Here is a 22,798-nt window from a genome sequence, read left to right on the forward strand (position 1 = left end):
CACTGCCGTCAGATCGTCTGCCCGCCCGACACCTCGATGCGCTGCGCCGTCATCCAGCGATTGTCGGCGCCGAGCAGGCTGGCGACCATCGGCCCGATGTCGTCCGGCGTGCCGACCCGGCCGAGCGTGGTCATATCGGCGAACCCCTTGTTGTAATCGGGAGTGTCGCGCACCGCGCCGCCGAGGAAGTCGGTCTCGATCGCGCCGGGCGCGACAGTGTTGACGGTGATGCCGCGGCTGCCGAACTCCCTGGCCATGTAGACGGTGAGAATCTCGACCGCGCCCTTGGCCGCGGCATAAGCGGAGAAGCCAGGAAACGATACGCGCGTCAGGCCGCTCGAGATGTTGACGATCCGTCCGCCGTCCGCGATCAGCGGCGCGAGCGCCTGGGTGAGGAAGAACACGCCCTTTACATGGACGTCGAACAACGCGTCGAACTGCGCTTCGGTCGTCTCGGATATGCTGGCCATGACGCCGTGGCCGGCATTGTTGACGAGGTGATCGACATTGTCGCGGTTCCACAGGGTCGTCAGGGCGTCGCGCAGCTGCTCGCCAAAGCCCGGGAAGGACGCGAGGTCACCGACGTCCAGCGGCAGCGCGACGGCCTTGCGGCCCAGCGCTGCGATCTCCGCCACGACCGCCATGGCATCCTCGGCGCTGGTGCGATAGGTCAGGACGACGTCGCCGCCATGGCGCGCGATGCTGATGGCGGTGTTGCGGCCCAGCCCGCGGCTGGCTCCGGTCACGAGCGAGATGGTGGTCACGGGCTGTCCTTCGGTTGGTCGTGCGATATTTCGAATATGGCGGATGCGGCGACCTGCGTGTTGCCGGTTCCTCGCCGCTTCTTGCCCGATCCTCCAAACCCGTTGCCGGCCGACGCGAATACGGCCACATCCGCTGCATGGACGACACGCTGCTCGATCGCGCCCGCCGCTACGCCGAAAGCCATGCCGACGATGACGGGGTCGCCCGCACGCCGATTCCCGGCCTGACGGTCCTGCGCGAAATCGCGCCGACCGTGTTGCATTATGCGGTGTCGCGCCCGCTGGTCGCGCTGGTCCGGCAGGGGCGCAAGCGGGTCGTCATGGGCGGCAGCGCGTTCGATTTCGGCGCGGGCGAATCGCTGCTGATCACCGCCGACGTGCCGACCGTCAGCCAGATCACGCAGGCCAGCGCGGGCCAGCCTTATATCGCGGTGGTGATCGACCTCGACCCGGCCGTGATCGAGGGGCTGGTCGTCGAGATGGGTTCGGCGCCCTTCGTCGCCGACACGCCGGTGCGGGTCGACGCGACCGAGCGCGAGGTGGCGGACGCGGCACTGCGCCTGTTGCGGCTGCTCGATCGCCCGGCGTCGCGGCCGGTGCTCGAGGTACAGCTGATCCGTGAGCTGCATTTCTGGCTGCTGTCCGGGCGCCACGGCGGCGCGATCCGCAGCCTGGGCGTCGCCGACAGCCATGCGCAGCGCGTTGCCCGTGCGGTCGCGGTGATCCGCGAAGGCTTCGCCGGCCCGCTCCGCGTCGCGCGGCTGGCCGAGGCGGCGGGGATGAGCGCGTCCTCGTTCCACGAGCATTTTCGCAGCATCACCTCGCTGACGCCGCTCAAGTTCCAGAAGCAGCTGCGACTGATCGAGGCGCGGCGCATGATGCTGACCGATGGCGTCAGCATCGGCAGTGCCGCCCACGATGTCGGTTACGAGAGCGTTCCGCAATTCACGCGCGACTATGGGCGCATGTTCGGCCTGCCGCCCGCGCGCGACCTGAAGATGGTGAAGGCGCGTACCAGGGCGGCGGCCTGACCCGCACCGGCGCTCGGTCTTATGCGAGCGCAAGTGTCGCCGCGAATCGCGCTAGCAGGCCATCTGACGGACCATAAAGCGCGTCGCTGTCGAGCAGCCGCCGGCTGGCGCCATCGACCATCACCAGCGTCGGCACGCCCGACCCGCCGACCTCGCGCATCAACGCCTGGCCCGCCGCGAGGCGGGCGGCGTTGGCCGACAACAGCGTCGCCGCGCGGGCGTCGAATGCGGCGGCGGCGCCCGGATAACCGGCTTCGGTCAGGATCGTGCCGAGCGTTGCGATGTCGGTGATGTCACGGCCGGCAACGTAGCGCGCCTCCTGCACGGCCCGCAGCGCATCGGCCTCACCGTCGGGCGAGTCGATCGCCACCGCGGTCAGGGCGAGAATCGCGTTGGTCGAATCGAACGCCGTGCCCGGTGCCTGCAGGACCTGCCGGTGATAGGCCTTGGTGAAGGTCTGCCCCGTCATCGCGGCGATGCGCTGGTCGTTCTTCCAGGCATAGTCCGCGAACTCGGGCGTCATCACGCGGCCCGGATCGGAGAACAGGCCCGTGGGGCGCAGGCTGACCACGACGCCCGCGGCGCGCAGACGGGCGATGCCGGACGTGGCGGCGTAGCACCAGCCGCACAGCGGATCGTAAAGATAGAGGAGAGAGCGCATGTCGTGTTCCTTTCAAGGTATCGATCAGTCAGACCTGGATGTGCCGCTGCGTTCGACGAGCAGCGCGACCGCCCAGATCGCGAGGCCGCCCAGCGCGAGGCCGCAGCCGACCCAGCCGGTCGAGGTCAGACCGTAGCCGGCGGTGATCGCGAGCCCGCCGAGCCAGGGGCCGAGCGCGTTGGCGGTGTTGAACGCCGAGTGGTTGAGTGCTGCCGCCAGCGATTGCGCGTCGCCCGCTACGTCCATCAGCCGCGTCTGGAGCACCGCGCCGAGCGCGCCGCCGATGCCGATTGCCGCCACCACGATCGTGATCGACCACAGATGCGTGGCTGCGAACGGATAGATCGCCAGCGCAACCGCGCTGAACGCGAGCAGCCCGCCCGCGACGGGCATCAGCGCGCGATCGGCGAAGCGGGGGATGACGAAATTGCCCACCGTCATGCCAACGCCGAATACCGCGAGCACGAGCGGGACGGCATAGGCCGACGCGTGGGTGACCGCCGAGAGCGTGGCGGTGAGATAGGTATAGACCGCGAACATGCCGCCGAATCCGACCGCGCCGATCGCCAGCGTCAGCCACACTTGCGCTTTCCTGAGCGCGCCAAGCTCGCGCAGCGGGGAGGCGTCCTTGTCCGGCCGATCGGCGGCCACGACGACCATCACCAGCGCGACCGTCAGCGCCGCGAGCGCCGCCACCACCCCGAAGCCCCAGCGCCATCCCAGCCACTGGCCGACCAGATTGGCGAGCGGCACGCCGACGATCGTGGCGACGGCGAGCCCGGTGAGCACCCGCCCGATCGCCACCGTTCGCCGCGCTTCCGGCACAAGCCCTGCCGCGACCAGCGCGGCGACCCCGAAATAGGCGCCGTGCGGCAGGCCAGTGACGAAGCGCAACGCGAGCAGGGCGCCGAAACTCGGCGCAAACGCGCTCAACGCATTGCCCAGCGCGAACCAGCCCATCAGGATCACCAGCAAATTGCGCCGGCTCAGCTTCGCGCCGAGCACCGCGAACAGCGGTGCCCCCACCACCACGCCCAGCGCATAGGCGCTGATGACGTGGCCGCCGGTCGGGGCATCGACGCCCATCCCCTTGCTGAACGCCGGCAGCAGGCTCATCGTCGCGAACTCGGTGGTGCCGATCGCGAAGCCGCCCAGCGCCAGCACGGTGTGGACGACGCCCGGAGACCAGGTGCGCTGCGTTGGGGCCGCGCCCGTCATCGCTTAATACGCGACCGAAAAGCGCTGACGGGGATGCTGTGGCGTTTCGACCTCGTCGAGCATGGCGACCGCGTAATCCGGGATCGAGATCCGGCTCTGGCCATCGTCGCCCGTCAGCAACTGGTCGCCGCCGACGCGGTATGTGCCCGTCCGCTCGCCCGGCGCGATCATCGCGGCCGGACACAGGAAGGTCCAGTTCAGCTCGGTCTCGCCGCGCAGGTCTTCCAGGAACGCGGCTGTCTTGAGCGATCCGTCCTTCCACTCCGCCGGAAACTCGGGCTGGTCGACCAGGCGCTGCCCCGGCGCGACCTCGAGCGAACCCGCGCCGCCGACGACGACGAGGCGCGCGACGCCCGCTTGCTTGACGGCATCGATGATCGACCGCGTGCCGGTGCCGCTCGCGTCCTTGCCCGGATTGAACGCGCTGATCACCACATCATGTCCGGCGACCAGCGACGCGAGTTCCGCGCGATCGGCCACATCGGCCTTGACGCCCTTCAACCTGCGATGCGTCGGCAGCTTGTCGGGATTACGCTCGATCGCGGTGACGTCGTGGCCGCGGTCCAGCGCCTCCGACAGGATGCCGCTGCCGACGAAGCCGGTGGCGCCGATAAGGGCGATCTTCATGATATGCTTCCTTGTGTTGAACGGGTGGCGGGGTCGTCCGTGAGCGCCTGATCGGCGATCCCTTCGGCGATCATCGCCGCTGCGACCGACGCCCGCTGTACGAGCGCCCGGGCAAAGTCGGTGTAATGGGGGTGTGTCGCCGGCAGGTCGAAGCCGATGCCGTTGCCCCAGCGATAGAAGACCAGCAGGTACGGATCGGCGGCCGTGAAGGCGCTTCCGGTCGAATACGGCCCCGACAGCTTGCCCTCGATCGCGTCGAAGCAGTCGGCGATGATCGTCCGGCCCTTGGCGCGGATGCTGTCGAAAACGTCCGGATCGTCGGAAAACCGCTCGGGCCGCCACAGCGCGCCGAACCCCTGGCCGTGCAGGGTGCCCGACAGCCAGCTCATCCACTCATAGATCTTCGCGCGGTCGAGCGGCGTGCGTCCCATCAAGTGCCGCTCCGGGGCGAGGTCGGCGATCGCGGTGGCGATCGCCGGCACTTCGGTGATCACCTGCCCGTCGAGCGCGAGCACCGGCACCCGCTGCTTCGGGTTGATGCGGGCGAACGCCGCGGTCAGCTGCGCGCCGTCGAACACGTTCGTCGTCACCGCCTCGAACGCCACGCCGATCTCGTGGAGCAGCACGTGCGGGGCGAGCGAGCAGGCACCCGGAGAGAACCAGAATTTGATCTCGGCCATCGACGGCCTCCTTGAGTAACTAGGTATATCGGTCTATCTAATATTCGGACGATCTTTATCAAGAGGAGACCGCAAATGGCGGAATCGAATGCCAAGGCTCGCGAGCCGGCCGGGCGCACACGCCTGCTGGCGACGGCCCGCGACCTGTTCATGCGGCGCGGTGCGGCCAATGTCGGCATCAACGACGTGACCGACAGCGCGGGCGTCGCGCGGATGACGCTCTACAACAACTTCGCCTCTAAAGAGGCACTGATCCTGGCCGTCTACTCGGAGCTGGCGGAGACGACGCTGCACGAATTGCGGGAGATGGAGACCAAGGGTCGATCCGAGGAAGAGCGTATCCTCGCCGTGTTCGACCACCTCGATGGCAAGTCACATGAGCCGGATTATCGCGGCTGCCCCTTCATCCACGCAAGCCTTCAGCCCGCGGAGCCGTCAGGCCCGGTCTACGCGCTGGTGCACGCCTACAAGAGCTCGCTCCGCGACCATGTCTTCGGGCTGATCAACGACACCCGCGCGAACCGCGCCGAGCTGGCCGACCAGATCGTTCTCCTGCTCGACGGTGCGGTCACCGAGGCATACCTGAAAGGTGTGGCCCAGCCGGGACGTTCGGCCAAGCGTGCGGCTGCGACATTGCTGCGCGGTTAGCGGTTTTGAACGGTGGCAGATATCCGCAGCGCGGCGAGCGCGCCGGCCAGCGGCAGGGCGGCGCTCACCGCCAGCACCAACCCTGCCGGGATACCGCGCTGCAACGCCAGACCCATCAGCAAGGGCAGCGCGACCTGCCCCAGCCGACCCATGCCCATTGCCCAGCCGAGTCCGCTCGACTGCAAGGCAGCGGGCAGCGATGCGCCGGTCGCCGCGATACCACCCGATGCGGCTACGCCGAGCGCGACGCCGAGCAATGCCATGCAGGCGGCCACCGCGACGAGCGAACCCAGCGACAGACCGAGGCCGATCATCAGCAGCGTCGCCGCCGCAAAGCCGATTGCGAGCACGCGCGCACCGAAGCGCTCCAGCAGGAAGCCGGCCGAGGTCATGCTGACCAGCGCGCCGACCGCATTCCATGACAGCGCCACCCCGCCTTGCCCCGGACGAAAACCCGCGCCGACCAGGATCGTCGGCATCCAGACGACGATCCCGGCCAGCGTTCCGAACGCGCCGAAGCCGATGCAGCACAACAATGTCATGCGGCGGCGCAGCGCCGCGTCGCGCCAGAGCGCGAAGGGATCGCCGCGCGGCGATGCGGCGCCGGATGGCGCGACGGCCCGCCGCGCCTCGTTCGCCAGCACCGCCAGGAGCGCGGCGACGACCAGCGGCGCGACGCCGCCGACGGTGAAGACCGTCTGCCAGGCGCGATGCTCGACGATCCAGCCATTGACGAAGCCGCCGACGAAACCGCCGATCGGGAAACAGCCCCATAAAAGTCCCAGCAGCCGGGCCCGATGCCGCGGCGCGACCTGTGCCGCCGCTAGCCCCAGGAAGCAGGGCGCGGCACCACCGAGGCCGAGGCCCGCCAGGAAGCGCAGCACGAACAAGGGGGCATAGCCGTCGACCTGCGCGGTTGCCAATTGAAAGCCGCCGAACCACAAGGTGCACAGCAGCAGGACCCGCTTTGGCCCGAAACGGTCGGCCAGCGATCCGCAACCGACCGCGCCGAGCGCGGCGCCGAGCAGGCTGACGGAAAAGATCACGCCGAGCGCCCCGGGGCCGATCGCGAGATCACGCGCGATCAGTGGTGCGGCGATCGCTACCGCCTGGGTATCGGCCCCATCGAGAAAGGCGATCGCGCAGCACAGGAAGATCGTGACCGGCGCCGCGCCGGACGACATGGCGGCGGGGTCGCCCTGCCGCGCAATCGGTCGATGATGCATGCCGGATCCTCTTCCGTCGCCGCGTCGTTGCGCGGCTCTATGCGGGTGTCGCGCCTACGGGGCGGCTGAGCAAATCACCCGGCCGCCGGCAATGTATCATCGAAAATGATGCCGCAGGCAATCTCTATGCCGCTTGCGATATTTCGGCGATCAATGGTGTCGGGCCGCTGCGTTGATTTGTCTCGCCCGCCGCCGCACGGCACGGGTGTCGGCGACACGCACCCGGGAGGGGTGTGGCGCGAGAGGAATCATGGCCAAGATCATCATCAGCTGTGCAGTGACCGGATCGGCGCACACGCCGAGCATGTCGGATGCGCTGCCCGTCACGCCGGAGCAGATCGCCGAGCAATCCATCGCTGCCGCGCAAGCGGGAGCGGCGATCATCCACCTCCACGCGCGCAATCCCGAGGACGGCTCGCCGACCGGCGACCCGGACGTCTATGCCCGCTTCCTGTCCGTCATCAAGCAGCGCAGCGATGCCGTCGTCAACATCACCACCGGCGGCGCGGTCACGATGAGCGTGCACGAGCGGCTCGCCGCCGCGCTCCGGTTCCGGCCGGAGATGTGCTCGCTCAACATGGGGTCGCTGAACTTCGCGTTCTTCCAGGCCGCCGACCGCATCACCGCGTGGAAGCATCCGTGGGAGCAGGCCTATGTCGTCAATTCCGACGACTATATCTTCCGCAACACCTTTCGCGACATCCGCACGATCCTGGAACGGATGGGGGAGTCCGGCACCAAGTTCGAGCACGAATGCTACGATGTCGGGCATCTCTACAATCTGGCGCATTTCGTCGATGCCGGGCTCGTCACCCCGCCGTTTTTCATCCAGATGATCTTCGGGATCATGGGCGGGATCGGCCCCGACCTGGAGAATCTGACGTTCATGAAGGCGACCGCCGACCGGCTGTTTGGGCGCGGGACGTACCAATGGTCGGTGCTCGCGGCCGGACGGCACCAGATGCCGTTCCTGACCCAGGCGGCGCTGATGGGGGGCAATGTCCGCGTCGGGCTGGAGGACAGCCTGATGATCGCGCGCGGCACGCTTGCCGCTTCGAACGCCGAGCAGGTTGCCAAGATCGTGCGCATCCTGCACGAGATGGGTCACGAGCCCGCGACCCCCGCCGAGGCGCGCGCGATGCTTGGGCTGAAAGGCGGCGACCGGGTGGCGTCCTAGCGTCGCCAGCTTGCGATCGCTGCTAGATCCCCGCGCAGGCAAAGACGCCGCGCAACCAGCGATGCCCGGGGTCCGCCGTATTGCGCTTGTGCCACCATTGGTAGACGAAGTTTCGCTCGATCTGGAACGGCACGTCGACCTGGCACAGCTTGCCGCTTGCGATCAGGTTTTGCGCGCACACCTCCGGCACCGTGGCGATCAGCTCGGAATCGCCGATGATCATCGGCAGTACCGTGGCGTGCGGAATGGACAAACCGATGCGCCGCTTCGCCGCGTCGGCACCCAGCGCTTCGAGAATCGGATCCCCCGAGGCGCCGCGCGGTCTGACGAGCACGTGCGGCGCGGCCAGATAGTCGTCGTAAGTGAGCATCGGTCGGCCATCGGGTGCCGTGCCGAGGCGGGGGTGGGCACGGCTGAGCAAGACGACGAAGGGGCTCGAGTGGATCAGTTCGGAGGAGAGCGTCTCCGCCAGCCTGATCCGGCCGATCGCAAGATCGGCCATGCCGTTCTCGAGCAACTCCTCATAGCCCGCGAGCCCCGATTCCATGACGCTGACGTCGATGCCGGGGGCATGTCGGCGCACTTCGGAGAGTAGGACGGGCAAGAAAGAAATTTCTCCCACATCGGTCATCAGCAAGGTGAAATGCCGTTCAGACCGCGCCGGCTCGAAATTCACTCCCGCGCTCAGTCCGGCGCGGATCGTCGTCATGCCGCGGTCCACCGCGAGCGCCAGCTGTTCGGCCTTGGGCGTCGGCTCCATGCCGCGTTGCGTACGTACGAAAAGCGGATCGTCGAAGTGCCGGCGCAGCCGGTTCAGTGCATTGCTGACCGCCGGCTGCGACAACCCGAGATTGTCCGCCGCCTTGGAAACGCTGCCGTCGCGGTTGATCGCCTCGAAGATGCGCAGCAAGTTGAGGTCGAAGGTCCGCAAGTTCACCATCACCGTCTCCCGCTATAGTTTTCGTGAATGTAAACGCCGATCGGTATCAATTGGTCAACGGGTCGTCGACTGCCGATGGTATCGCCAACCGCTCGATCCGAGGCGGAACAGGAGAGGTGGAAGGTTATGCACATTCGCTCGATGACGCTCGCCCGGCTGGTCGCGACGACCGCGCTTGCCGGAATCGCCGTGCCGGCCTGGGCGCAGCAGTCGCCCAACAGCACGCCCGCCGAACAAGGCGTCAGCCCGGCGCAGCCACGCGGCGCGCAGGATTTGCCCGGCAGCCAGTCCGGCACCTCGGTCGCGCGCGCGGATCAGACCGGGGCCGATATCGTGGTGACTGCACTCAAACGCACCTCCTCGGTCCAGAATACGCCCGCGACCGTGTCGGTGGTGTCGGCCGAAACGCTGATTCGCTCGGGCATCTCGACCATCGAGCAGCTAGGCTCTGTGGTTCCGGGCGTGATCATCCAGCGTCCGCCCAACAACACCGCCAACGCGACGATCCGCGGCCTCGGCACTGCGCCCGGGCCGGTGTCGTTCGAGCAAGGCGTGGCGCTGTTCGTCGATGGCGTCTATGCGGCGCGCGGCGCGGATTTCCTGTCGTCGCTGTTCGATGTCGAGCGGATCGAGGTGGTAAAGGGCACGCAGGCCGCGGTACTCGGCAAGAATACCAGCCTCGGCGCGATCACGCTGCAGACCCGCCGCCCCGGCGACCGCTTCGCGGTCGACGCAACCGCCGGCTACGAATTCAACCGCAACTCGACGACGCTGTCGGGCGGCGTCGACGTGCCGCTCGGCTCGAACCTCGCGATCCGCGTCGCCGGGCAGTATCAGGATCTCGGCGGCTACCTCATCAATCGCGTGCAGAAAGCCCCCGCGGAAAGCGATGCGCGCCAGACCAACGAGGGTGCGGGGCGCGTTACGGCGGTGTGGAAGCCGGCGTCCGCCCTGACGGTCACCGCCAATTACTCGCACGAATTCCTGCGTAACACCGGGCTTCCGGCCGAGTTCATCGTCGGCAACGCCGCCGCCCTCGCGCTGTTCACGGCGGCGGGATACGCCAGCGCCTACGAGACCAATCTCGACAACCACTATGCGACGTACAACGTCAACGGGCCGACACGGCTGCGTCAGTGGAGCGACCGTGCGACGGGCACGATCGATTATGACCTGGGCTTCGGCACGATCACTTCGATCACCGGCTATTCGCAATTCAGGCAGCGGCGCTACATCGACTATGACTATACGCCGGGCAATTATTACGACGACCGCGCGTATATTCGCGGCAGCCAGATCAGCCAGGAGGTGCGCCTGTCGTCGAGCGGCGGGGGCGCGTTCCAGTATCTGGTCGGCGGGCTCTACGTGCACAACAAGCTGTACCAGGACCTGTTCGAAAGCGTGCATTATCCGGTCAACCCGCAAGGCGCGTTCCAGGCCTATTTCGACCAGACGACCGATACCTACTCGGGGTTTGCCCAGCCCAGCCTGAAGCTCACCGACCGGCTGACCGTGATCGGCGGCATTCGCTATACGAGCGAGACAAAGGGCGTGGACATGCAGCGTCTGCTGATCACCCCCGGCAGCTTCACGACCGTCCAATATCCGCCCTATGCCCTGACGCACCTGTCGCGCACCGAAACCTCGCTCGATGGCTCGGGGACGGTCCAGTACAAACCCACGTCGCGGCTGATGCTCTACGCATCGTGGGGCCAGGGCACCAAGGGCGGCGGCTTTTCCGACTTCGCCATTCCCGTCAATGCGCCCTACGCGGCCGAGGTCGCGCGCACGATCGAGGCCGGCTTAAAGCTGGAAGGCCCGGGGCGCCGGTGGCACTTCAACGCCGCCTATTTCCACACCCGCGTCGAGAACTTCCAGAACAATTTGTTCAACGGCTCGGTGTTCGTGGTGCAGAACGTGCACGTCGCCTCGGACGGTGCCGAGCTCGATGCGCTGTGGCAGGCGACGCACGCGCTGCGCTTCACGCTCGACGGAACCTATGCCCGCACGCGCAACCTCGACCAGACGCCTGGTCTCGATAATCGCATGCCTCGCTCCCCACGGCTCGCCGGCAAGGCCGCGTTCTTCTACGACGGGTCGCTCAGCGACCGTTACGGGCTGACCATCGCCGGCGACGTCACGCACCGCTCGGCGATATCGCACCAGCTGAATCCTGCAGCGGTGCCGTTCGGCCCGACGTTCGACACGCTTAACGGCAGCATCGGGATCAAGGACCGCGATCTGGGGGTCGAGCTGTCGCTGATCGGGCGCAACCTCGCCAACGCCACCTCGATTTCCTTCGCCTCTGCAGTGCCCAATATTCCCGGTGCCGTCTTCGGCGTGCCGGAGGAGAGCCGGACCGTCATGATCCAGCTGAAGTTCAGCCGTTGATCCCTCTTTCGACACTCGGAGAATCATCATGAAGTTCATGAGCTATCGCACGCAGGCCGGCGTCGGCCTCGCCGTCGATTCGGGCGACGGATATGTCGGGGTGGTCGAGGGCCAGCCCGGCTATCCGGGCACCTTGCTGTCGCTGGTCGAGGCCGGCGGCGATGCACTGGCCACCGCCGGCGCGGCGTTGCGCGACCAGGGACAGCCGGTCGATCCCGCCCAGGTGACGCTGCTTCCGCCGTTGCTGCCGGGCAAAATCCTCTGTGTCGGGCTCAACTATGCCGATCACGCCGCCGAATCGAACATGGCGGTGCCCGAGGTGCCTACCCTGTTCTCGCGCTTCGCCGCATCGGTCGTCGCGCCGGGCGCGCCTATCCGCCTGCCGCGCGTCTCGGCCGCGCTGGACTATGAGGGCGAGCTGGCGGTCGTCATCGGCACCGCCGGGCGCTACATCGCCAAGGAGGCAGCGCTCGACCATGTCGCGGGCTATGCGGCGTTCAACGATGCGAGCATTCGCGACTATCAGCTGCGCACCCCGCAATGGACGATCGGCAAGAATTTCGACGGCACCGGTCCGTTCGGGCCGGTGATGGTCACCGCCGACGCGCTGCCCCCCGGCGCATCAGGACTCAAGATCGAGACCCGGCTCGACGGCGAGGTGATGCAGAAATCCTCGACCGACCAGTTGATCTTCGACGTGGCGACGCTGATCGCTTCGATCAGCGAGGCGATGGCGCTGGAGCCCGGCGACGTCATCATCACCGGCACGCCGGCCGGCGTCGGCGGCGCGCGCAAGCCGCAGCGCTTCATGCGCGCGGGCGAGGTCTGCGAGATCGAGATCGAGGGCATCGGCATCCTCTCCAATCCGGTGGTGGCCGATGCCTGAGGCCGCTCCCGACCCGACCCGCGTCGGCGTCCATTCGCTCGATCACTTCACGCTTGCCGTGCCCGATCTGGCCGAGGCGGAGAGGTTTTACACGGCGTTCGGGCTCGACGTCGAGCGGCGCGAGGACCGGCTGCTGCTGCGCACCGCCGGCAACGACCATGTCTGGGCCGACGTGCTGGGCGGTCCGGCCAAGAAGCTGCTGTCGATCCGCTTCGGCCTCTACGAACGGGACCTGCCGGCGATCGCCGCGCGGCTGGCCGACGTGCGCGTCGAGCAGCCCGATGCCGCCTCCAACGCGATCTGGTGCCGCGCGCCTGACGGCCTGTCGGTCGAGATCTCGGTCGCGCCGAAATCCTCCCCCGATACTAAGAGCAGCTTCGACCTGCCGGCGCGTTTCCATGAGCATCGCGGCGCCGGTCCACGAAGCCGCAACATCAAGGTCCGCCCGCGACGCCTGGCGCACATTGCGCTGTTTACCGGCGGCGTGCCCGAGGCGATGGACTTCTACGGCGGCCGCCTGGGACTGCGGCTGTCCGACCGCTCCGGCGACGACGTGGCGTTCATGCACGGCCCCTATGGCAGCGACCATCATCTGGTCGCGCTCGCCCGCTCGGACGGGCCGGGCATGCACCATTGCAGTTGGGACGTCGCGACGGTCGCCGAAGTCGGCCAGGGCGCAATGCAGATGGAGGCCGCGGGCTACACGCGCGGCTGGGGGTTGGGCCGGCACGTGCTCGGGTCCAACTATTTCCAATATGTCCGCGATCCGTGGGGCAGCTATTCGGAATATTCGGCGGACATGGACTTCATCCCGGCGACGATGGACTGGCCCGGCGCCGACCATCCGGGCGAGGATTCCTTTTACCAATGGGGTCCGCCCCCGCCCGAGGATTTCGTGCGCAATTACGAGACTGCACTCAACTGACCCCTGCGCCGCGGCGCTTTGGCAAGTCACGGAACCGACATGGACCAGAACTATGACACCGACGTGCTCGTCATCGGCGGCGGGCCGGTCGGCCTGTCGCTCGCACTCGAACTCGGACTGCGCGGCAATGCGCTCACCTTGATCGAGCGCGACGACACGCGCGGGCCGCAACCGCGCGCCAAAACGCTCAACATGCGCTCACTGGAGCATCTGCGGCGCTGGGGCATCGCCGACGCCGTCCGCGCCGCCTCGCCGATCCTCGCCGACCTGCCGACCGACATCGTCTTCCAGACCCGGCTCTATGGCCATCATATCGCGACGCTGCCCAACATCTATTTCCGCGGCAACGAATGCGCCGACGATTCGCGCTTTTCCGAGCCGAGCGAGTGGATTCCGCAATATCTGGTCGAACGGGTGATGAAGACGCGCGCCGAGGCGATCCCCGGGGTCGCGTTTCGTTACGGCACCGAATTGGTGGGCTTCACGCAGGACGAAGACGGCGTCACCGCCGAAGTCCGAACCACCGGCGGCGAAGTTTCGATCATAAAAGCGCGATACCTGGTGGGAGCGGACGGCGCGCGCAGCGGCGTGCGCGAGGCGATCGGCGCGACGATGACCGGCCGCCATGCCTACGGCGCCAATTACAATATGGTGCTCGACATCCCCGAACTGAACGAAGATCCGCCGAGCCCGCGCGGGATCATGCACTGGACGATCAACGAGGACAGCCCTGGCATCCTCGGCCCGATCGGCGATTTGTGGTACGCCGCCAAGAAGCTTCCCGAGGGCGTAAGCGGGATGGACGACGAGGAAATCCACCGCTTCATCGCCGGGACGATCGGTCGCGAGGTCGCCTTCCGGCTGGTTGCGGTTGACCCGTGGTATGCGCACGAGCTGATCGCCGACCGCTATTCCGAGGGCCGCGTGTTCCTGGCCGGCGATGCGTGCCATCTGCACCCTCCGTTCGGGGGGTACGGCATGAACATGGGTATCGCCGACGCGGTCGACCTTGGCTGGAAGCTCGACGCGGTGCTGCACGGCTGGGCGGGCGGTGCGCTGCTCGACAGCTACGAATGGGAGCGGCGGCGCGTGCACCAGTGGACGATCGACGAATCGGTCGCCAATTATGCGGTGCTGAGCGCCAACATGGTCCGCCCCGAAATGGAGGCGGATACGCCAGCGGGCGACGCCGCGCGCGCCGCACTGGCACCGCATGTGGTGGGGCAGAAGCGGCGCGAGTTCCACACCATCGGCATGGTGCTCGGCTATCACTATAGCGGCTCGCCGGTCATCGCAGGCGACGGGGAACTGCCGCCGCCGTCCGCCGAGGATTATGATCCTGTCGCTGCGCCCGGCGCCCTGGCGCCGCATCTGTGGCTTGCACCGGGCGTGTCGCTGTACGACCGCTTCGGCAAGGGCTTCACGTTGCTCGACCGCTCGGGCGGAAGCGCCGATATTGCCGCATTCCGGGATGCGGCGGAGCAACTTGACATACCGCTAGATGTCCTGCCGCTGGAAAGCGAGGCGGTCGCGGCACTCTATCCGCACGCGCTCACACTTGTGCGCCCCGACGAACATGTCGCGTGGACCGGCGATGGGACCGACGCCGAAGGAGCGACCGCCGCGCTCAGGCGCGTGACCGCGCGATGAAGCTCGCCAGCCGCAACGAGGGCGCCGACGGTCGCCTGCTGATCGTCTCGCGCGACCTGACGCACGCGGTGCCGGCCGAGGCCGCAGTCACGCTGCAGACGGCGCTCGACGACTGGGACGCGGTCGCGCCGGCGCTCGACGCGCAATATCGCGCACTCAACGACGGCACCGCTGCCGGGGCTGTACCGCTCGATCCGGCAAGCCTCGCCGCAGTGTTGCCCCGCGCTTACCAATTCCTCGACGCCTCGGCGTTCCTGGCGCACAATTTCATCCTCGCCGAGGCGTGGCGCTATGAGCGGCGCACGCCTGTCGACCCGCCGCTGATCTATCAGGGTCTGTCCGACCGGTTCTACCCGCCGCACGGCGACGTACCGTTCCGCTCGACCGAAGACGGCATCGATTTCGAGGCAGAGTTCGGGGTGATCGTCGATCGGGTGCCGCTCGGCACCGCGCCGGCCGACGCGCTGGATCACGTTCGCCTGGTGCTGCTGCTCAACGACTGGAGCCTGCGTGCCTTCGGGCCGGAGGAGATGAAAGGCGGCTTCGGGTTCATTCAGGCGAAGCCGCCTTCGGCGCTGTCTGGCATCGCGGTCACGCCGGACGAACTCGGCCCGGCCTGGGCGGACGGCCACGTCCACCTGGCGGTGACGGTCACGCGGGGCGACGAACGCTTCGGCATACCCCATGGCGGCGAAATGACCTATGGCTTCGACCGGCTGATCGCTCATGCGGCGGCGACGCGCGATCTGTGCGCGGGCACCGTGCTCGGATCAGGCACGGTTTCGAACGCCGATGCCGCCACGGTCGGATCGGCCTGCATCGCCGAGCGCCGCGGGCTCGACACGATCGCGGGCGTCGAGCCCGTGCCATTTCTGGATTTCGGCGAGCGGGTGCGGATCGAGGCGTTCGACGCTGCCGGAGAGTCCGTCTTCGGGGTGCTCGACCACCGCATCGTTCCGCGGTGATCGCGCAGGCAAGCGAACGGGCCGACCAAAAGACGGGGCGGATGCTCATGGTCGCGATCGCGGTCGCGACCGGATCGCTGATCGCCAACCTCTATCACGCGCAGCCGCTGATGCCTTGATTGGCATGGCCGACTTTTCTCTGCGGTACCTTCCGGCAGGCATCAGACCCGCATTTTTTGCGGGGTTTCAGCGATAAATAGCCGCGCAGCGTTTGCAGACCAGACCGATTGGCGGTGCTGTCAGTCTAATGCGAACCCGTCTCCACAGGCTGGTACTCGGGCTTTTAGGGCGGGGGCCTAGCTCGCGACCAGCTGCCACGCTGCCAGGGCCGCGCGCGGCGTTCCTTGTAGGGGGTGCGGTCGACGAGGTGGCGTTCGAGATTGAAGTGGTTGTGGACGTTGGCATGGACCGAGGCGAACTTCTGGAGTGTCTTCATCCTCCTGAACCTGAGCATCGCGCGCTCTCGTCGTCGGAACGGCAGGTGGCTGTTCTCGACCCGGTTGTTGGCCCAGCGTCCCACCTCCTGCTTTTCGGCATTGCCTAGCTCGTTCATCGCGGCGCGGTAGGAACGCAGCCCGTCCGTGGTCACCGTCTCCGGCGAGCCATGGCGCTTGAGCGCCTTTTTCATGAAGGTAAGCGCCGCGTCCTTGTCACGGGTCTTGGTGACGAAGCTCTCGAGCACCTCGCCTTCCTGGTCGACGGCTCGCCAGAGGTAGACCATCTCGCCGTTGAGCTTCACATACATTTCATCCAAGTGCCATCGCCAGTGGCGGAATCCGCGCATCCGGCTTACCCGCTGACGCCTGATCTCGCCGGCGAACATCGGCCCGAACCTGTTCCACCACATCCGCACCGTCTCGTGACAGACGTCGATGCCGCGCTCGAACAGCAGGTCCTCGACGTTGCGCAAGCTTAGCGGGAAGCGCACGTACATCATCACAACCAGCCGGATGACCTCGGGCGACGAATTGAAGCGAAGGAACGGGCTAGCAGGCTCACGCGGGCGGGGCATGGTGTGCGCCTAATGCGGTCCGCTTACCAGCCGGTGCACTTCGTCTGAAAGAGCCCGCTTACCAGCTGGCGCACACGACCGACAGAACTCCGCCATCTGCGGTTAAGCTAAGCCTCCAGCCCCGCTCGTTTCAGCTCGGCTACCTTGGCGTTCAGGTGGGTCAGGAACTGCGCTTGGAGTGACGATGGACGCCAACCTGCGCGTGTCGTTACGCCGATCATGCCAGCACCGTCCGACAGCGGTGGCCCTAATGTCGCTAGTCGGCCGCCCTCAATTTCGCGAATGACCTGCTCCGGCGACAGGATCGTTAACCAATCGGCCTGCGGCAAAAGCGCGTGAATGGCGAGGATCGAACTGCACTCGACGGCTACGACCGGAAGTGGGATGTTCGCTTCTCTAAACATCTTTTCCCACGCTACGCGCTTGGGCGCAGTCTTACCCGCCATGATCCAGGGAAAGGCGGTGAGCGAGCGCAAATCGAAGTGCGTTGCGTTCGTCAGTGGGTGGTCACTGCGCGCGACGACCACGAAGGGGTCCTTGTAGAGCGGCGTCTGAACGATATCCGTCGATGGATTGGGGAGGCGAAGCGCCCCAACGATCATGTCGAGCTCGCCACCCAGCAGCCGCGCGAATAATTCATTGTATGGCCCGTCGAAGATCGAGGTCGCAGCATTCGGCTGCGCGGCGTGAAAGCTCGCCACGGCTTCGGGAATCAGCCGCGCGCGCACCACCGGCATCGCTCCGATCGAAACTCGACCACCTGCCGCGCCACGGCGCAGATCGAAGTCGGCCATTACCGCCGCAATCTCCGCCACCGCCCGCCGCGCCGCGCCGGCCACAAGGCGTGCGTCGTCGGTGGGGATCACCGACCGTCCTCGACGCTCGAACAGCGTCATGCCTGAAATCTGTTCGAAATCTCGGACGGCGCGGTGGATGGCGGAGGCAGAGATCCCCGTCTCGCGATTTGCTAGGACAAAATTGCCCCCCTGCACTGCGGCGATCACCGCCCGCAGGTGGGTAAAACTGACCCGCAACAGCATGGCGCGCTCGTTGGGCATGCGCCGTGCAGCATTGGCCGCGCGCGCCTGCGCAAACGCCATCGCGAGTTCGTTGGCGGCGCGGTCGACGCGCTCGATCAGCTCAAGTCCCTCTGCGGTGGGAGTGATGCCGTCGCGCTTACGATCAAAGAGCCGATGCTGCAGCATGGTCTCCAGCTTGACCACCGCTTGCGTCAGTGCCGGCTGCGAAAGGTGCACTGCCTCAGCCGCGCGGCTAAGGCTGCCAAGCGATTTTATCGCGCTAAGCGCCATCAGGTGACGCAGATTCAGGTCGTAGGGAGACATGCCACGATTCTCTAATTCTTATATTTCACCGATAGAACGATGTTGGGCATTTCCGAAGCGTGCCCCAAGGTAGGTGTGCCGGAAAAAGCGGACGTCCGAAAAAGCCGGGCGTGTTAGGGGTTGAGGATCGGATGGTAGAAGCCATACCCAGACGGCAGTTCATGCGCCACGGCGGCGCGGGATTGCTTGCGGCAGCCGCCGGTCCCGCCCTTGCCCAAGCCGCAGCAGGTAACGAGGTCAAGCCAGCGAGAGCGAAACGCAACGGTCCCACGGTGCTTGAAGACATGGGTACTTGGGTCGCAGCGACCCGCTACGAGGACCTACCTCTAGCCACTGTACTCAAGACAAAGGCGCTGTTGCTGGACACCTTCGGTTGCGCCATCGGCGCTGTCGACGGGAAGCCGGTCAAAGCACTACGCAGCGTGCTTCGCGACCGTGGAGGCAGCCCTCAGGCGACAGTGATCGGCACCGGCTGGAAGACCTCCTGCGACGAAGCGGCATTCGTTAACGCGCTGCAGATCCGCTACCTTGATTTCAACGACTATGCCGCGCTCGGCTATCCTCATCACCCGAGCATCAATCTCGCCGCAGCACTTGCCGTTGCCGAACTGAAGTCCCTGTCGGGGAAGGACCTGATCCTTGGGCTGACGATCGGCTATGACGTTCATATCCGCATTCGCGATGCGTCGCAGCGGACCGGCTTCGATATGCCCTCGATCGAAGCGCAATATGCATCGGCCGCCTGCGCCGCGCGACTGCTGGGACTCGACGCCAGAGGCATCGCCAATGCGATGGCGATCGCCGCATCAAACGCCAACACACTGTCGGAGGTGCGCGCCGGCGACGAGCTGACCCAGGCAAAGGGGGCGGCCGAAGCGATGGCGGTGCGGCTCGGCACCTTCGCGGCGCTGCTCAGCCGGGCGGGCCTGCAATATCCGCTGACCATCATGGACGGCGAATTCAGCTATGGCGCGCTTGTAAGTCGCGGGCTCAAGGAGGATTTGCTCCGCACCCGAACGGGCGACTTCCAGATCATGAAGAGCAACTTCAAGATGTGGCCCAGCATCGGCACGTCGCAGGCGCCGATCGCCGCCGCGCTTGCGCTGCGCGACAAGGGCGTCCGGGCAGAGAACGTCCGCGCGGTGCGGCTCTATCTCAGCAGCTTCGGCTACAGCCAGCAGCGCGGTTTTCTCGATCACGCCATCAACACCCGCGAGCACGCCGATCACAGCGCGCCCTATTGCGTTGCGCGCGCCATCATCGACGGCGACGTGCGGATCGAGGATTTCGAGGAGCGCCGTTTTCGCGATCCCGTTGCGCTCGCCTTCATCGAAAAGATCAAGGTGGTCGAGGACCCGGCGCTGACCAGCAAGGGCAGCGACATCCTGGGCTGCTACATGGAAGTGACGTTGGCCGACGGCAGCACGCAGAGAGTCGAGATGCCGTATCCGCCGGGCACCATCCAGAACCCCGCGACCGAGCGCGAGCTCGACGCCAAGTTCCACGATCTCGCGGACGCAGTCATTGGCAAGGCAAACGCGAGCCGCGCCCGCGACCTCATTCTCGCTATCGACAGGGCTCCCGACCTGGGCGAGCTTGTCGCCCTGCTAAAGCCTTTGACGCGGAGATTATGATGGGCCCGTTAATCAACCGCCGGATTGCCATCGCGCAGTTCGGGGTCGCTGCCGCACTGGCGGCGAGTGCGTGCGGGCGACGCTCGCAAGCTGGCGACGGCGCCATTCGCATCGGCAGCGCATCCGGCAGCTTCAACCTGACGATGAGCGCGCTGATGAAGCAGCAGGGATTTCTGGAATCGTTCGGGCTGCACCCCGAAATTATCCCGGTGTCAGATGGCGCGAAGATTATGGCGAGCGTGATCAGCAACTCGGTCGACGTGGTGCCGATATCGGGCTTTGCGCAGGTGTTCCCCGCAGTCGAGCGTGGTGCCCCCATCCGGATTATCAACGCCGCCACACTTCGACCGATGCTCGCCCTGTTCAGCAGCAAGGACAATGTCCGCACGCTGAAGGATCTGGAGGGCAAGAATGTCGGCATCGGCGCGGTCGGGTCGCTGATCCACCAATTGACCGTCACGACGCTGCGAAAATACGGCGTCAATGTCGCTGCGGTGAAGTTCATCAACCTTGGCTCGAACACCGACGTGTTCAAAGGCGTGCGGGCGGGCACGGTTGACGCCGGAGCGGGCCCTGCCTCCTATGTGCCGGACGCGGCCGCGTATAAGGTGCATCTCGTCGAGCACGGCGACTTCTCCGAAGAGTTGCCCGACTTCACTTATCAGGCCGGCTGGACATCGCTCCACGCGATCGAGACCCGGCGCGACGAGATCGTCAGGACGCTCGCCGCTTATGCCAAGCTGTTCGCATTTTTGAGCGAGCCGAGCGCGCATGAACCCTTTCTCAAGGCGCGCAAGTCGGTCTTTGCGAGCGTACCGGACGCTGAACACGAAGCCGAGTGGGTCTTCCTGCAAAAGGCGAAGCCTTTCGCCACCGACTTGATCCTATCGCCCGACCGCCTGGCCTACATGCAGAAGATCAACATGAGCTTCGATGCTCAGAAATCGATCCTGCCTTATGACCGCGTGGTCGACGCATCGGTTGCCAAGGATGCGTTGAAGTTGCTCAACAAGACCTAATGAAACTGGCTGGCGGGATGTAACCACCGGCTCGCGTTTAACAAGTAACCTCGGCTCGATTGCCTCGCGGATAGGTCCGTGGCGCAAGCGGAAGCCTGCTGCACGGAAGACCAGTCCGATGGCCACCACTATGCTCAAGCTCCGCACCAACCTCGCCGACTATCCGGTCACGGCGGCGATGCGGGACGGGCGCGTCACCTCGCCTATCGTAGAGCTCGATTTCTGCGGGCCGAAGGCCGCCAATAACGCGTTTAAGGCAATGCTGCGTGGTGAAGGCTATGACGCGGGCGAGCTGGCCATCATCACTTATCTGCAGGCCAAGGCGTATGGAAAGCCGTGGACGTTGCTCCCCATCCCGATTTCCGGCCGGTTCCAGCAGCATTGCATCGCCTATGACACGGACCGGGCCGCGATCGGCCCCAAGGACATCGAAGGCAAGAAGGTCGGCGTGCGAACCTATGCGCAGACCACCGGGCTGTGGGTTCGCGGCGTACTGCAGCATGAATATGGCGTCGATCTAAACAAGGTCACATGGATGACCATCGAGGACGCACACGTTTCCGAATTCCACGAACCGGGCAATTGCCAGCGACTTCCCGCAGGCAGCAATCTGCCGCAGCTTCTCTATGACGGAGAACTGACCGCCATCATGATGGGCGGCGACATGCCCAAAGATTCGCGCATCGCCACGCTGATCCCGGATGCCAAGGCGGCGGCGAAGCAATGGTATGAGCGCGAGCACGTCGTGCCGATCAACCACATGTTCACGGTGCACGACGATGTTGTTCGTGCTCATCCCGAAGCGGTGCGCGAAATCTTCCGCATGTTGGTGGAGAGCCGCGCGGCTGCGGCGGATGCGCTCCCCGACATCTTTCCGCCGATCGGACTCGAGGCGAACCGCAAGGCACTCGAGCTTGCAATCGAATGGTCGTTCGAGCAGCGGCTGATCCCCCACCGCCTCACTGTCGACGAGCTATTCACCGACCTCACCGCAGGGCTGGGCGCCTGACCATGAGTTCGCAGATCATCGATACACATCCGCACATCACCTCGCCAGACGTCGAGCGCTATCCGCCCGATCCGCTCGGCGGAAAGCGCTCGGATTGGTCCAAAGAACGGTCGGCGACGATCGAAAGCCTCATCGTTGCCATGGATGAGGCCGGAGTCGACAAGGCGGCGATCGTCCACAGCTCGACGACCTACGGCTTCGACAACAGCTATGTCGCCGACTCAATCGCGGGTCGGAGCGACCGCGTCACCGGCGTGTTCTCGGTCAACGTCACCGCGCCCGAGGCGCCGGATCTGATGCGCTATTGGGTGGCGCGAGGGATGACGGGGATGCGCATTTACGCGCGCGGCAGCACGATGGCGAAAGACTGGCTGCGGATAGACGATCCGGTGGTGACGCCAGCGTGGGAATGTGCCGCCGAACTCGGCATTTCCGTCGCGACGAATGTCAATGCGCGCGATGAAAGCCTCGAACACATCAAGACGATCCTCGCGCGCTTTCCGGAGGTGCGGCTCTTCATCGATCATCTAGGCCGTCCGCCAATCGCCGATGGGGCGCCGTATCGCGCCGCCGACAGCTATTTCGATCTGGCTCGCTTTCCCAACCTGTACCTGAAGTACACGCGATCGGGGCTCGACTCGATGGTGAAGGGCGAAGCTGAACCGGTCGGCTTCATGACGCGGCTGGTAAGCGTTTTCGGTGCCGACCGCATCGCCTGGGGGTCGAACTATCTCTCCGCCCCCGGCACGTTGAGCGAGATCATAGCGAGCGCGAAAGCGGCCTGCGTCGGCCTGTCTGACGACGATCGCAGTTGGATTTTTGCCCGGACGGCCCAGCGCCTCTATCCCGCATTGGCTGATCGCCAGCGCTAAAGTCGCAAGATCGAATGCCGAAGTGCAGATCGAATGACGGGCTGAGTCCCGAAGTGTGATTTAGCGGTTTATAGAAGAGTGCAAGATGATGTCGTGTGCCGATCGGGTGCACGCCATCGC

At 66.0% G+C, this 22,798-nt stretch carries 22 protein-coding genes; 13 read left to right on the plus strand and 9 right to left on the minus strand.

The window, feature by feature from the left end; genetic code table 11:
- Positions 1-8: 8 nt before the first annotated feature.
- Positions 9-764, minus strand: a complete 756-nt coding sequence (locus tag ACFE7K_RS02725) for an SDR family NAD(P)-dependent oxidoreductase (protein WP_375396623.1) — start codon at positions 762-764, stop codon at positions 9-11.
- Between the two features lie 137 nt (positions 765-901).
- On the opposite strand from ACFE7K_RS02725, the gene ACFE7K_RS02730 reads away from it, so the two are divergent.
- Complete coding sequence (locus ACFE7K_RS02730) at positions 902-1,795, plus strand: AraC family transcriptional regulator N-terminal domain-containing protein (protein ID WP_375396624.1); 894 nt, start codon at positions 902-904, stop codon at positions 1,793-1,795.
- A gap of 19 nt (positions 1,796-1,814) precedes the next feature.
- On the opposite strand, the gene ACFE7K_RS02735 is transcribed toward ACFE7K_RS02730, so the two are convergent.
- From ACFE7K_RS02735 to ACFE7K_RS02750, 4 genes are read right to left on the minus strand one after another with little or no spacing between them, the layout of a single operon-like run.
- A complete protein-coding gene (locus tag ACFE7K_RS02735) occupies positions 1,815-2,456 on the minus strand; it encodes a DsbA family protein (RefSeq protein ID WP_375396625.1) in 642 nt (213 codons plus the stop codon).
- 24 nt (positions 2,457-2,480) lie between these two features.
- Complete coding sequence (locus tag ACFE7K_RS02740; RefSeq protein WP_375396626.1) at positions 2,481-3,674, minus strand: MFS transporter; 1,194 nt, start codon at positions 3,672-3,674, stop codon at positions 2,481-2,483.
- Positions 3,675-3,677: 3 nt separating this feature from the next.
- Positions 3,678-4,301 (minus strand): NAD(P)-dependent oxidoreductase, encoded by a 624-nt coding sequence (locus tag ACFE7K_RS02745; RefSeq protein WP_375396627.1) that lies wholly within the window; start codon positions 4,299-4,301, stop codon positions 3,678-3,680.
- Complete coding sequence (locus ACFE7K_RS02750; protein ID WP_375396628.1) at positions 4,298-4,981, minus strand: glutathione S-transferase family protein; 684 nt, start codon at positions 4,979-4,981, stop codon at positions 4,298-4,300. The genes ACFE7K_RS02745 and ACFE7K_RS02750 overlap by 4 nt, the downstream gene beginning before the upstream one ends.
- A 75-nt stretch (positions 4,982-5,056) precedes the next feature.
- Between ACFE7K_RS02750 and ACFE7K_RS02755 the strand changes: the two genes are divergently transcribed.
- Positions 5,057-5,629, plus strand: a complete 573-nt coding sequence (locus tag ACFE7K_RS02755; RefSeq protein ID WP_375396629.1) for a TetR/AcrR family transcriptional regulator — start codon at positions 5,057-5,059, stop codon at positions 5,627-5,629.
- Here the strand turns inward: ACFE7K_RS02755 and ACFE7K_RS02760 are convergent.
- Positions 5,626-6,855 carry an MFS transporter gene (locus tag ACFE7K_RS02760; RefSeq protein WP_375396630.1) on the minus strand — a complete coding sequence of 410 codons (1,230 nt, stop codon included), beginning with the start codon at positions 6,853-6,855 and terminating at the stop codon, positions 5,626-5,628. The genes ACFE7K_RS02755 and ACFE7K_RS02760 overlap by 4 nt on opposite strands.
- 250 nt (positions 6,856-7,105) lie before the next feature.
- Between ACFE7K_RS02760 and ACFE7K_RS02765 the strand changes: the two genes are divergently transcribed.
- Positions 7,106-8,032, plus strand: coding sequence for a 3-keto-5-aminohexanoate cleavage protein (locus ACFE7K_RS02765; protein ID WP_375396631.1), 927 nt, complete (start codon positions 7,106-7,108; stop codon positions 8,030-8,032).
- Between the two features lie 22 nt (positions 8,033-8,054).
- On the opposite strand, the gene ACFE7K_RS02770 is transcribed toward ACFE7K_RS02765, so the two are convergent.
- On the minus strand, positions 8,055-8,963 hold the full coding sequence (locus tag ACFE7K_RS02770; RefSeq protein ID WP_375396632.1) for a LysR family transcriptional regulator: 909 nt from the start codon (positions 8,961-8,963) through the stop codon (positions 8,055-8,057).
- Between the two features lie 135 nt (positions 8,964-9,098).
- Between ACFE7K_RS02770 and ACFE7K_RS02775 the strand changes: the two genes are divergently transcribed.
- From ACFE7K_RS02775 to ACFE7K_RS02800, 6 genes are read left to right on the plus strand one after another with little or no spacing between them, the layout of a single operon-like run.
- Positions 9,099-11,363, plus strand: coding sequence for a TonB-dependent receptor (locus ACFE7K_RS02775; RefSeq protein WP_375396633.1), 2,265 nt, complete (start codon positions 9,099-9,101; stop codon positions 11,361-11,363).
- A gap of 28 nt (positions 11,364-11,391) precedes the next feature.
- Positions 11,392-12,249 (plus strand): fumarylacetoacetate hydrolase family protein, encoded by an 858-nt coding sequence (locus ACFE7K_RS02780; RefSeq protein WP_375396634.1) that lies wholly within the window; start codon positions 11,392-11,394, stop codon positions 12,247-12,249.
- Complete coding sequence (locus ACFE7K_RS02785) at positions 12,242-13,174, plus strand: VOC family protein (protein ID WP_375396635.1); 933 nt, start codon at positions 12,242-12,244, stop codon at positions 13,172-13,174. The genes ACFE7K_RS02780 and ACFE7K_RS02785 overlap by 8 nt, the downstream gene beginning before the upstream one ends.
- 39 nt (positions 13,175-13,213) lie before the next feature.
- Entirely contained in the window at positions 13,214-14,824 is a 1,611-nt protein-coding gene (locus tag ACFE7K_RS02790) for an FAD-dependent monooxygenase (protein WP_375396636.1), read from the plus strand.
- On the plus strand, positions 14,821-15,789 hold the full coding sequence (locus ACFE7K_RS02795; RefSeq protein WP_375396637.1) for a fumarylacetoacetate hydrolase family protein: 969 nt from the start codon (positions 14,821-14,823) through the stop codon (positions 15,787-15,789). Before ACFE7K_RS02790 ends, ACFE7K_RS02795 begins: the two co-directional genes overlap by 4 nt.
- Positions 15,786-15,908 (plus strand): hypothetical protein, encoded by a 123-nt coding sequence (locus ACFE7K_RS02800; RefSeq protein WP_375396638.1) that lies wholly within the window; start codon positions 15,786-15,788, stop codon positions 15,906-15,908. Before ACFE7K_RS02795 ends, ACFE7K_RS02800 begins: the two co-directional genes overlap by 4 nt.
- A gap of 164 nt (positions 15,909-16,072) precedes the next feature.
- Here the strand turns inward: ACFE7K_RS02800 and ACFE7K_RS02805 are convergent, their stop codons facing one another.
- Both ACFE7K_RS02805 and ACFE7K_RS02810 read right to left on the minus strand, forming a co-directional pair.
- Entirely contained in the window at positions 16,073-16,801 is a 729-nt protein-coding gene (locus tag ACFE7K_RS02805; protein ID WP_375396639.1) for an IS6 family transposase, read from the minus strand.
- 107 nt (positions 16,802-16,908) lie between these two features.
- The gene (locus tag ACFE7K_RS02810; RefSeq protein WP_375396640.1) at positions 16,909-18,144 is read right to left on the minus strand and encodes a LysR substrate-binding domain-containing protein; all 1,236 of its coding nucleotides are present in this window, start codon (positions 18,142-18,144) and stop codon (positions 16,909-16,911) included.
- A gap of 131 nt (positions 18,145-18,275) precedes the next feature.
- Between ACFE7K_RS02810 and ACFE7K_RS02815 the strand changes: the two genes are divergently transcribed.
- From ACFE7K_RS02815 to ACFE7K_RS02830, 4 genes are all read left to right on the plus strand, one after another.
- Positions 18,276-19,778 (plus strand): MmgE/PrpD family protein, encoded by a 1,503-nt coding sequence (locus tag ACFE7K_RS02815; protein ID WP_375396641.1) that lies wholly within the window; start codon positions 18,276-18,278, stop codon positions 19,776-19,778.
- Entirely contained in the window at positions 19,778-20,797 is a 1,020-nt protein-coding gene (locus tag ACFE7K_RS02820; RefSeq protein WP_375396642.1) for an ABC transporter substrate-binding protein, read from the plus strand. Before ACFE7K_RS02815 ends, ACFE7K_RS02820 begins: the two co-directional genes overlap by 1 nt.
- A 118-nt stretch (positions 20,798-20,915) precedes the next feature.
- Entirely contained in the window at positions 20,916-21,806 is an 891-nt protein-coding gene (locus ACFE7K_RS02825; protein WP_375396643.1) for a phosphate ABC transporter substrate-binding protein, read from the plus strand.
- Positions 21,722-22,678: an amidohydrolase family protein gene (locus tag ACFE7K_RS02830; protein ID WP_375396644.1), complete on the plus strand. Its 957-nt coding sequence runs from the start codon at positions 21,722-21,724 to the stop codon at positions 22,676-22,678. The genes ACFE7K_RS02825 and ACFE7K_RS02830 overlap by 85 nt, the downstream gene beginning before the upstream one ends.
- Positions 22,679-22,798: the final 120 nt, after the last annotated feature.

Source organism: uncultured Sphingomonas sp., from assembly GCF_964244265.1.
Lineage (GTDB): Bacteria > Pseudomonadota > Alphaproteobacteria > Sphingomonadales > Sphingomonadaceae > Sphingomonas.

What these genes read in the sequence shown, in the direction of transcription:
- ACFE7K_RS02805 (WP_375396639.1), bottom strand. Translation starts at nt 16,801, where the DNA reads ATGCCCCGCCCGCGTGAGCCTGCTAGCCCGTTCCTTCGCTTCAATTCG.
- ACFE7K_RS02750 (WP_375396628.1), bottom strand. Translation starts at nt 4,981, where the DNA reads ATGGCCGAGATCAAATTCTGGTTCTCTCCGGGTGCCTGCTCGCTCGCC.
- ACFE7K_RS02745 (WP_375396627.1), bottom strand. Translation starts at nt 4,301, where the DNA reads ATGAAGATCGCCCTTATCGGCGCCACCGGCTTCGTCGGCAGCGGCATC.
- ACFE7K_RS02765 (WP_375396631.1), top strand. Translation starts at nt 7,106, where the DNA reads ATGGCCAAGATCATCATCAGCTGTGCAGTGACCGGATCGGCGCACACG.
- ACFE7K_RS02830 (WP_375396644.1), top strand. Translation starts at nt 21,722, where the DNA reads ATGGTCGTTCGAGCAGCGGCTGATCCCCCACCGCCTCACTGTCGACGA.
- ACFE7K_RS02795 (WP_375396637.1), top strand. Translation starts at nt 14,821, where the DNA reads ATGAAGCTCGCCAGCCGCAACGAGGGCGCCGACGGTCGCCTGCTGATC.
- ACFE7K_RS02790 (WP_375396636.1), top strand. Translation starts at nt 13,214, where the DNA reads ATGGACCAGAACTATGACACCGACGTGCTCGTCATCGGCGGCGGGCCG.
- ACFE7K_RS02730 (WP_375396624.1), top strand. Translation starts at nt 902, where the DNA reads ATGGACGACACGCTGCTCGATCGCGCCCGCCGCTACGCCGAAAGCCAT.
- ACFE7K_RS02815 (WP_375396641.1), top strand. Translation starts at nt 18,276, where the DNA reads ATGGTAGAAGCCATACCCAGACGGCAGTTCATGCGCCACGGCGGCGCG.
- ACFE7K_RS02785 (WP_375396635.1), top strand. Translation starts at nt 12,242, where the DNA reads ATGCCTGAGGCCGCTCCCGACCCGACCCGCGTCGGCGTCCATTCGCTC.
- ACFE7K_RS02775 (WP_375396633.1), top strand. Translation starts at nt 9,099, where the DNA reads ATGCACATTCGCTCGATGACGCTCGCCCGGCTGGTCGCGACGACCGCG.
- ACFE7K_RS02780 (WP_375396634.1), top strand. Translation starts at nt 11,392, where the DNA reads ATGAAGTTCATGAGCTATCGCACGCAGGCCGGCGTCGGCCTCGCCGTC.
- ACFE7K_RS02735 (WP_375396625.1), bottom strand. Translation starts at nt 2,456, where the DNA reads ATGCGCTCTCTCCTCTATCTTTACGATCCGCTGTGCGGCTGGTGCTAC.
- ACFE7K_RS02810 (WP_375396640.1), bottom strand. Translation starts at nt 18,144, where the DNA reads ATGTCTCCCTACGACCTGAATCTGCGTCACCTGATGGCGCTTAGCGCG.
- ACFE7K_RS02755 (WP_375396629.1), top strand. Translation starts at nt 5,057, where the DNA reads ATGGCGGAATCGAATGCCAAGGCTCGCGAGCCGGCCGGGCGCACACGC.
- ACFE7K_RS02825 (WP_375396643.1), top strand. Translation starts at nt 20,916, where the DNA reads ATGGCCACCACTATGCTCAAGCTCCGCACCAACCTCGCCGACTATCCG.
- ACFE7K_RS02760 (WP_375396630.1), bottom strand. Translation starts at nt 6,855, where the DNA reads ATGCATCATCGACCGATTGCGCGGCAGGGCGACCCCGCCGCCATGTCG.
- ACFE7K_RS02820 (WP_375396642.1), top strand. Translation starts at nt 19,778, where the DNA reads ATGGGCCCGTTAATCAACCGCCGGATTGCCATCGCGCAGTTCGGGGTC.
- ACFE7K_RS02740 (WP_375396626.1), bottom strand. Translation starts at nt 3,674, where the DNA reads ATGACGGGCGCGGCCCCAACGCAGCGCACCTGGTCTCCGGGCGTCGTC.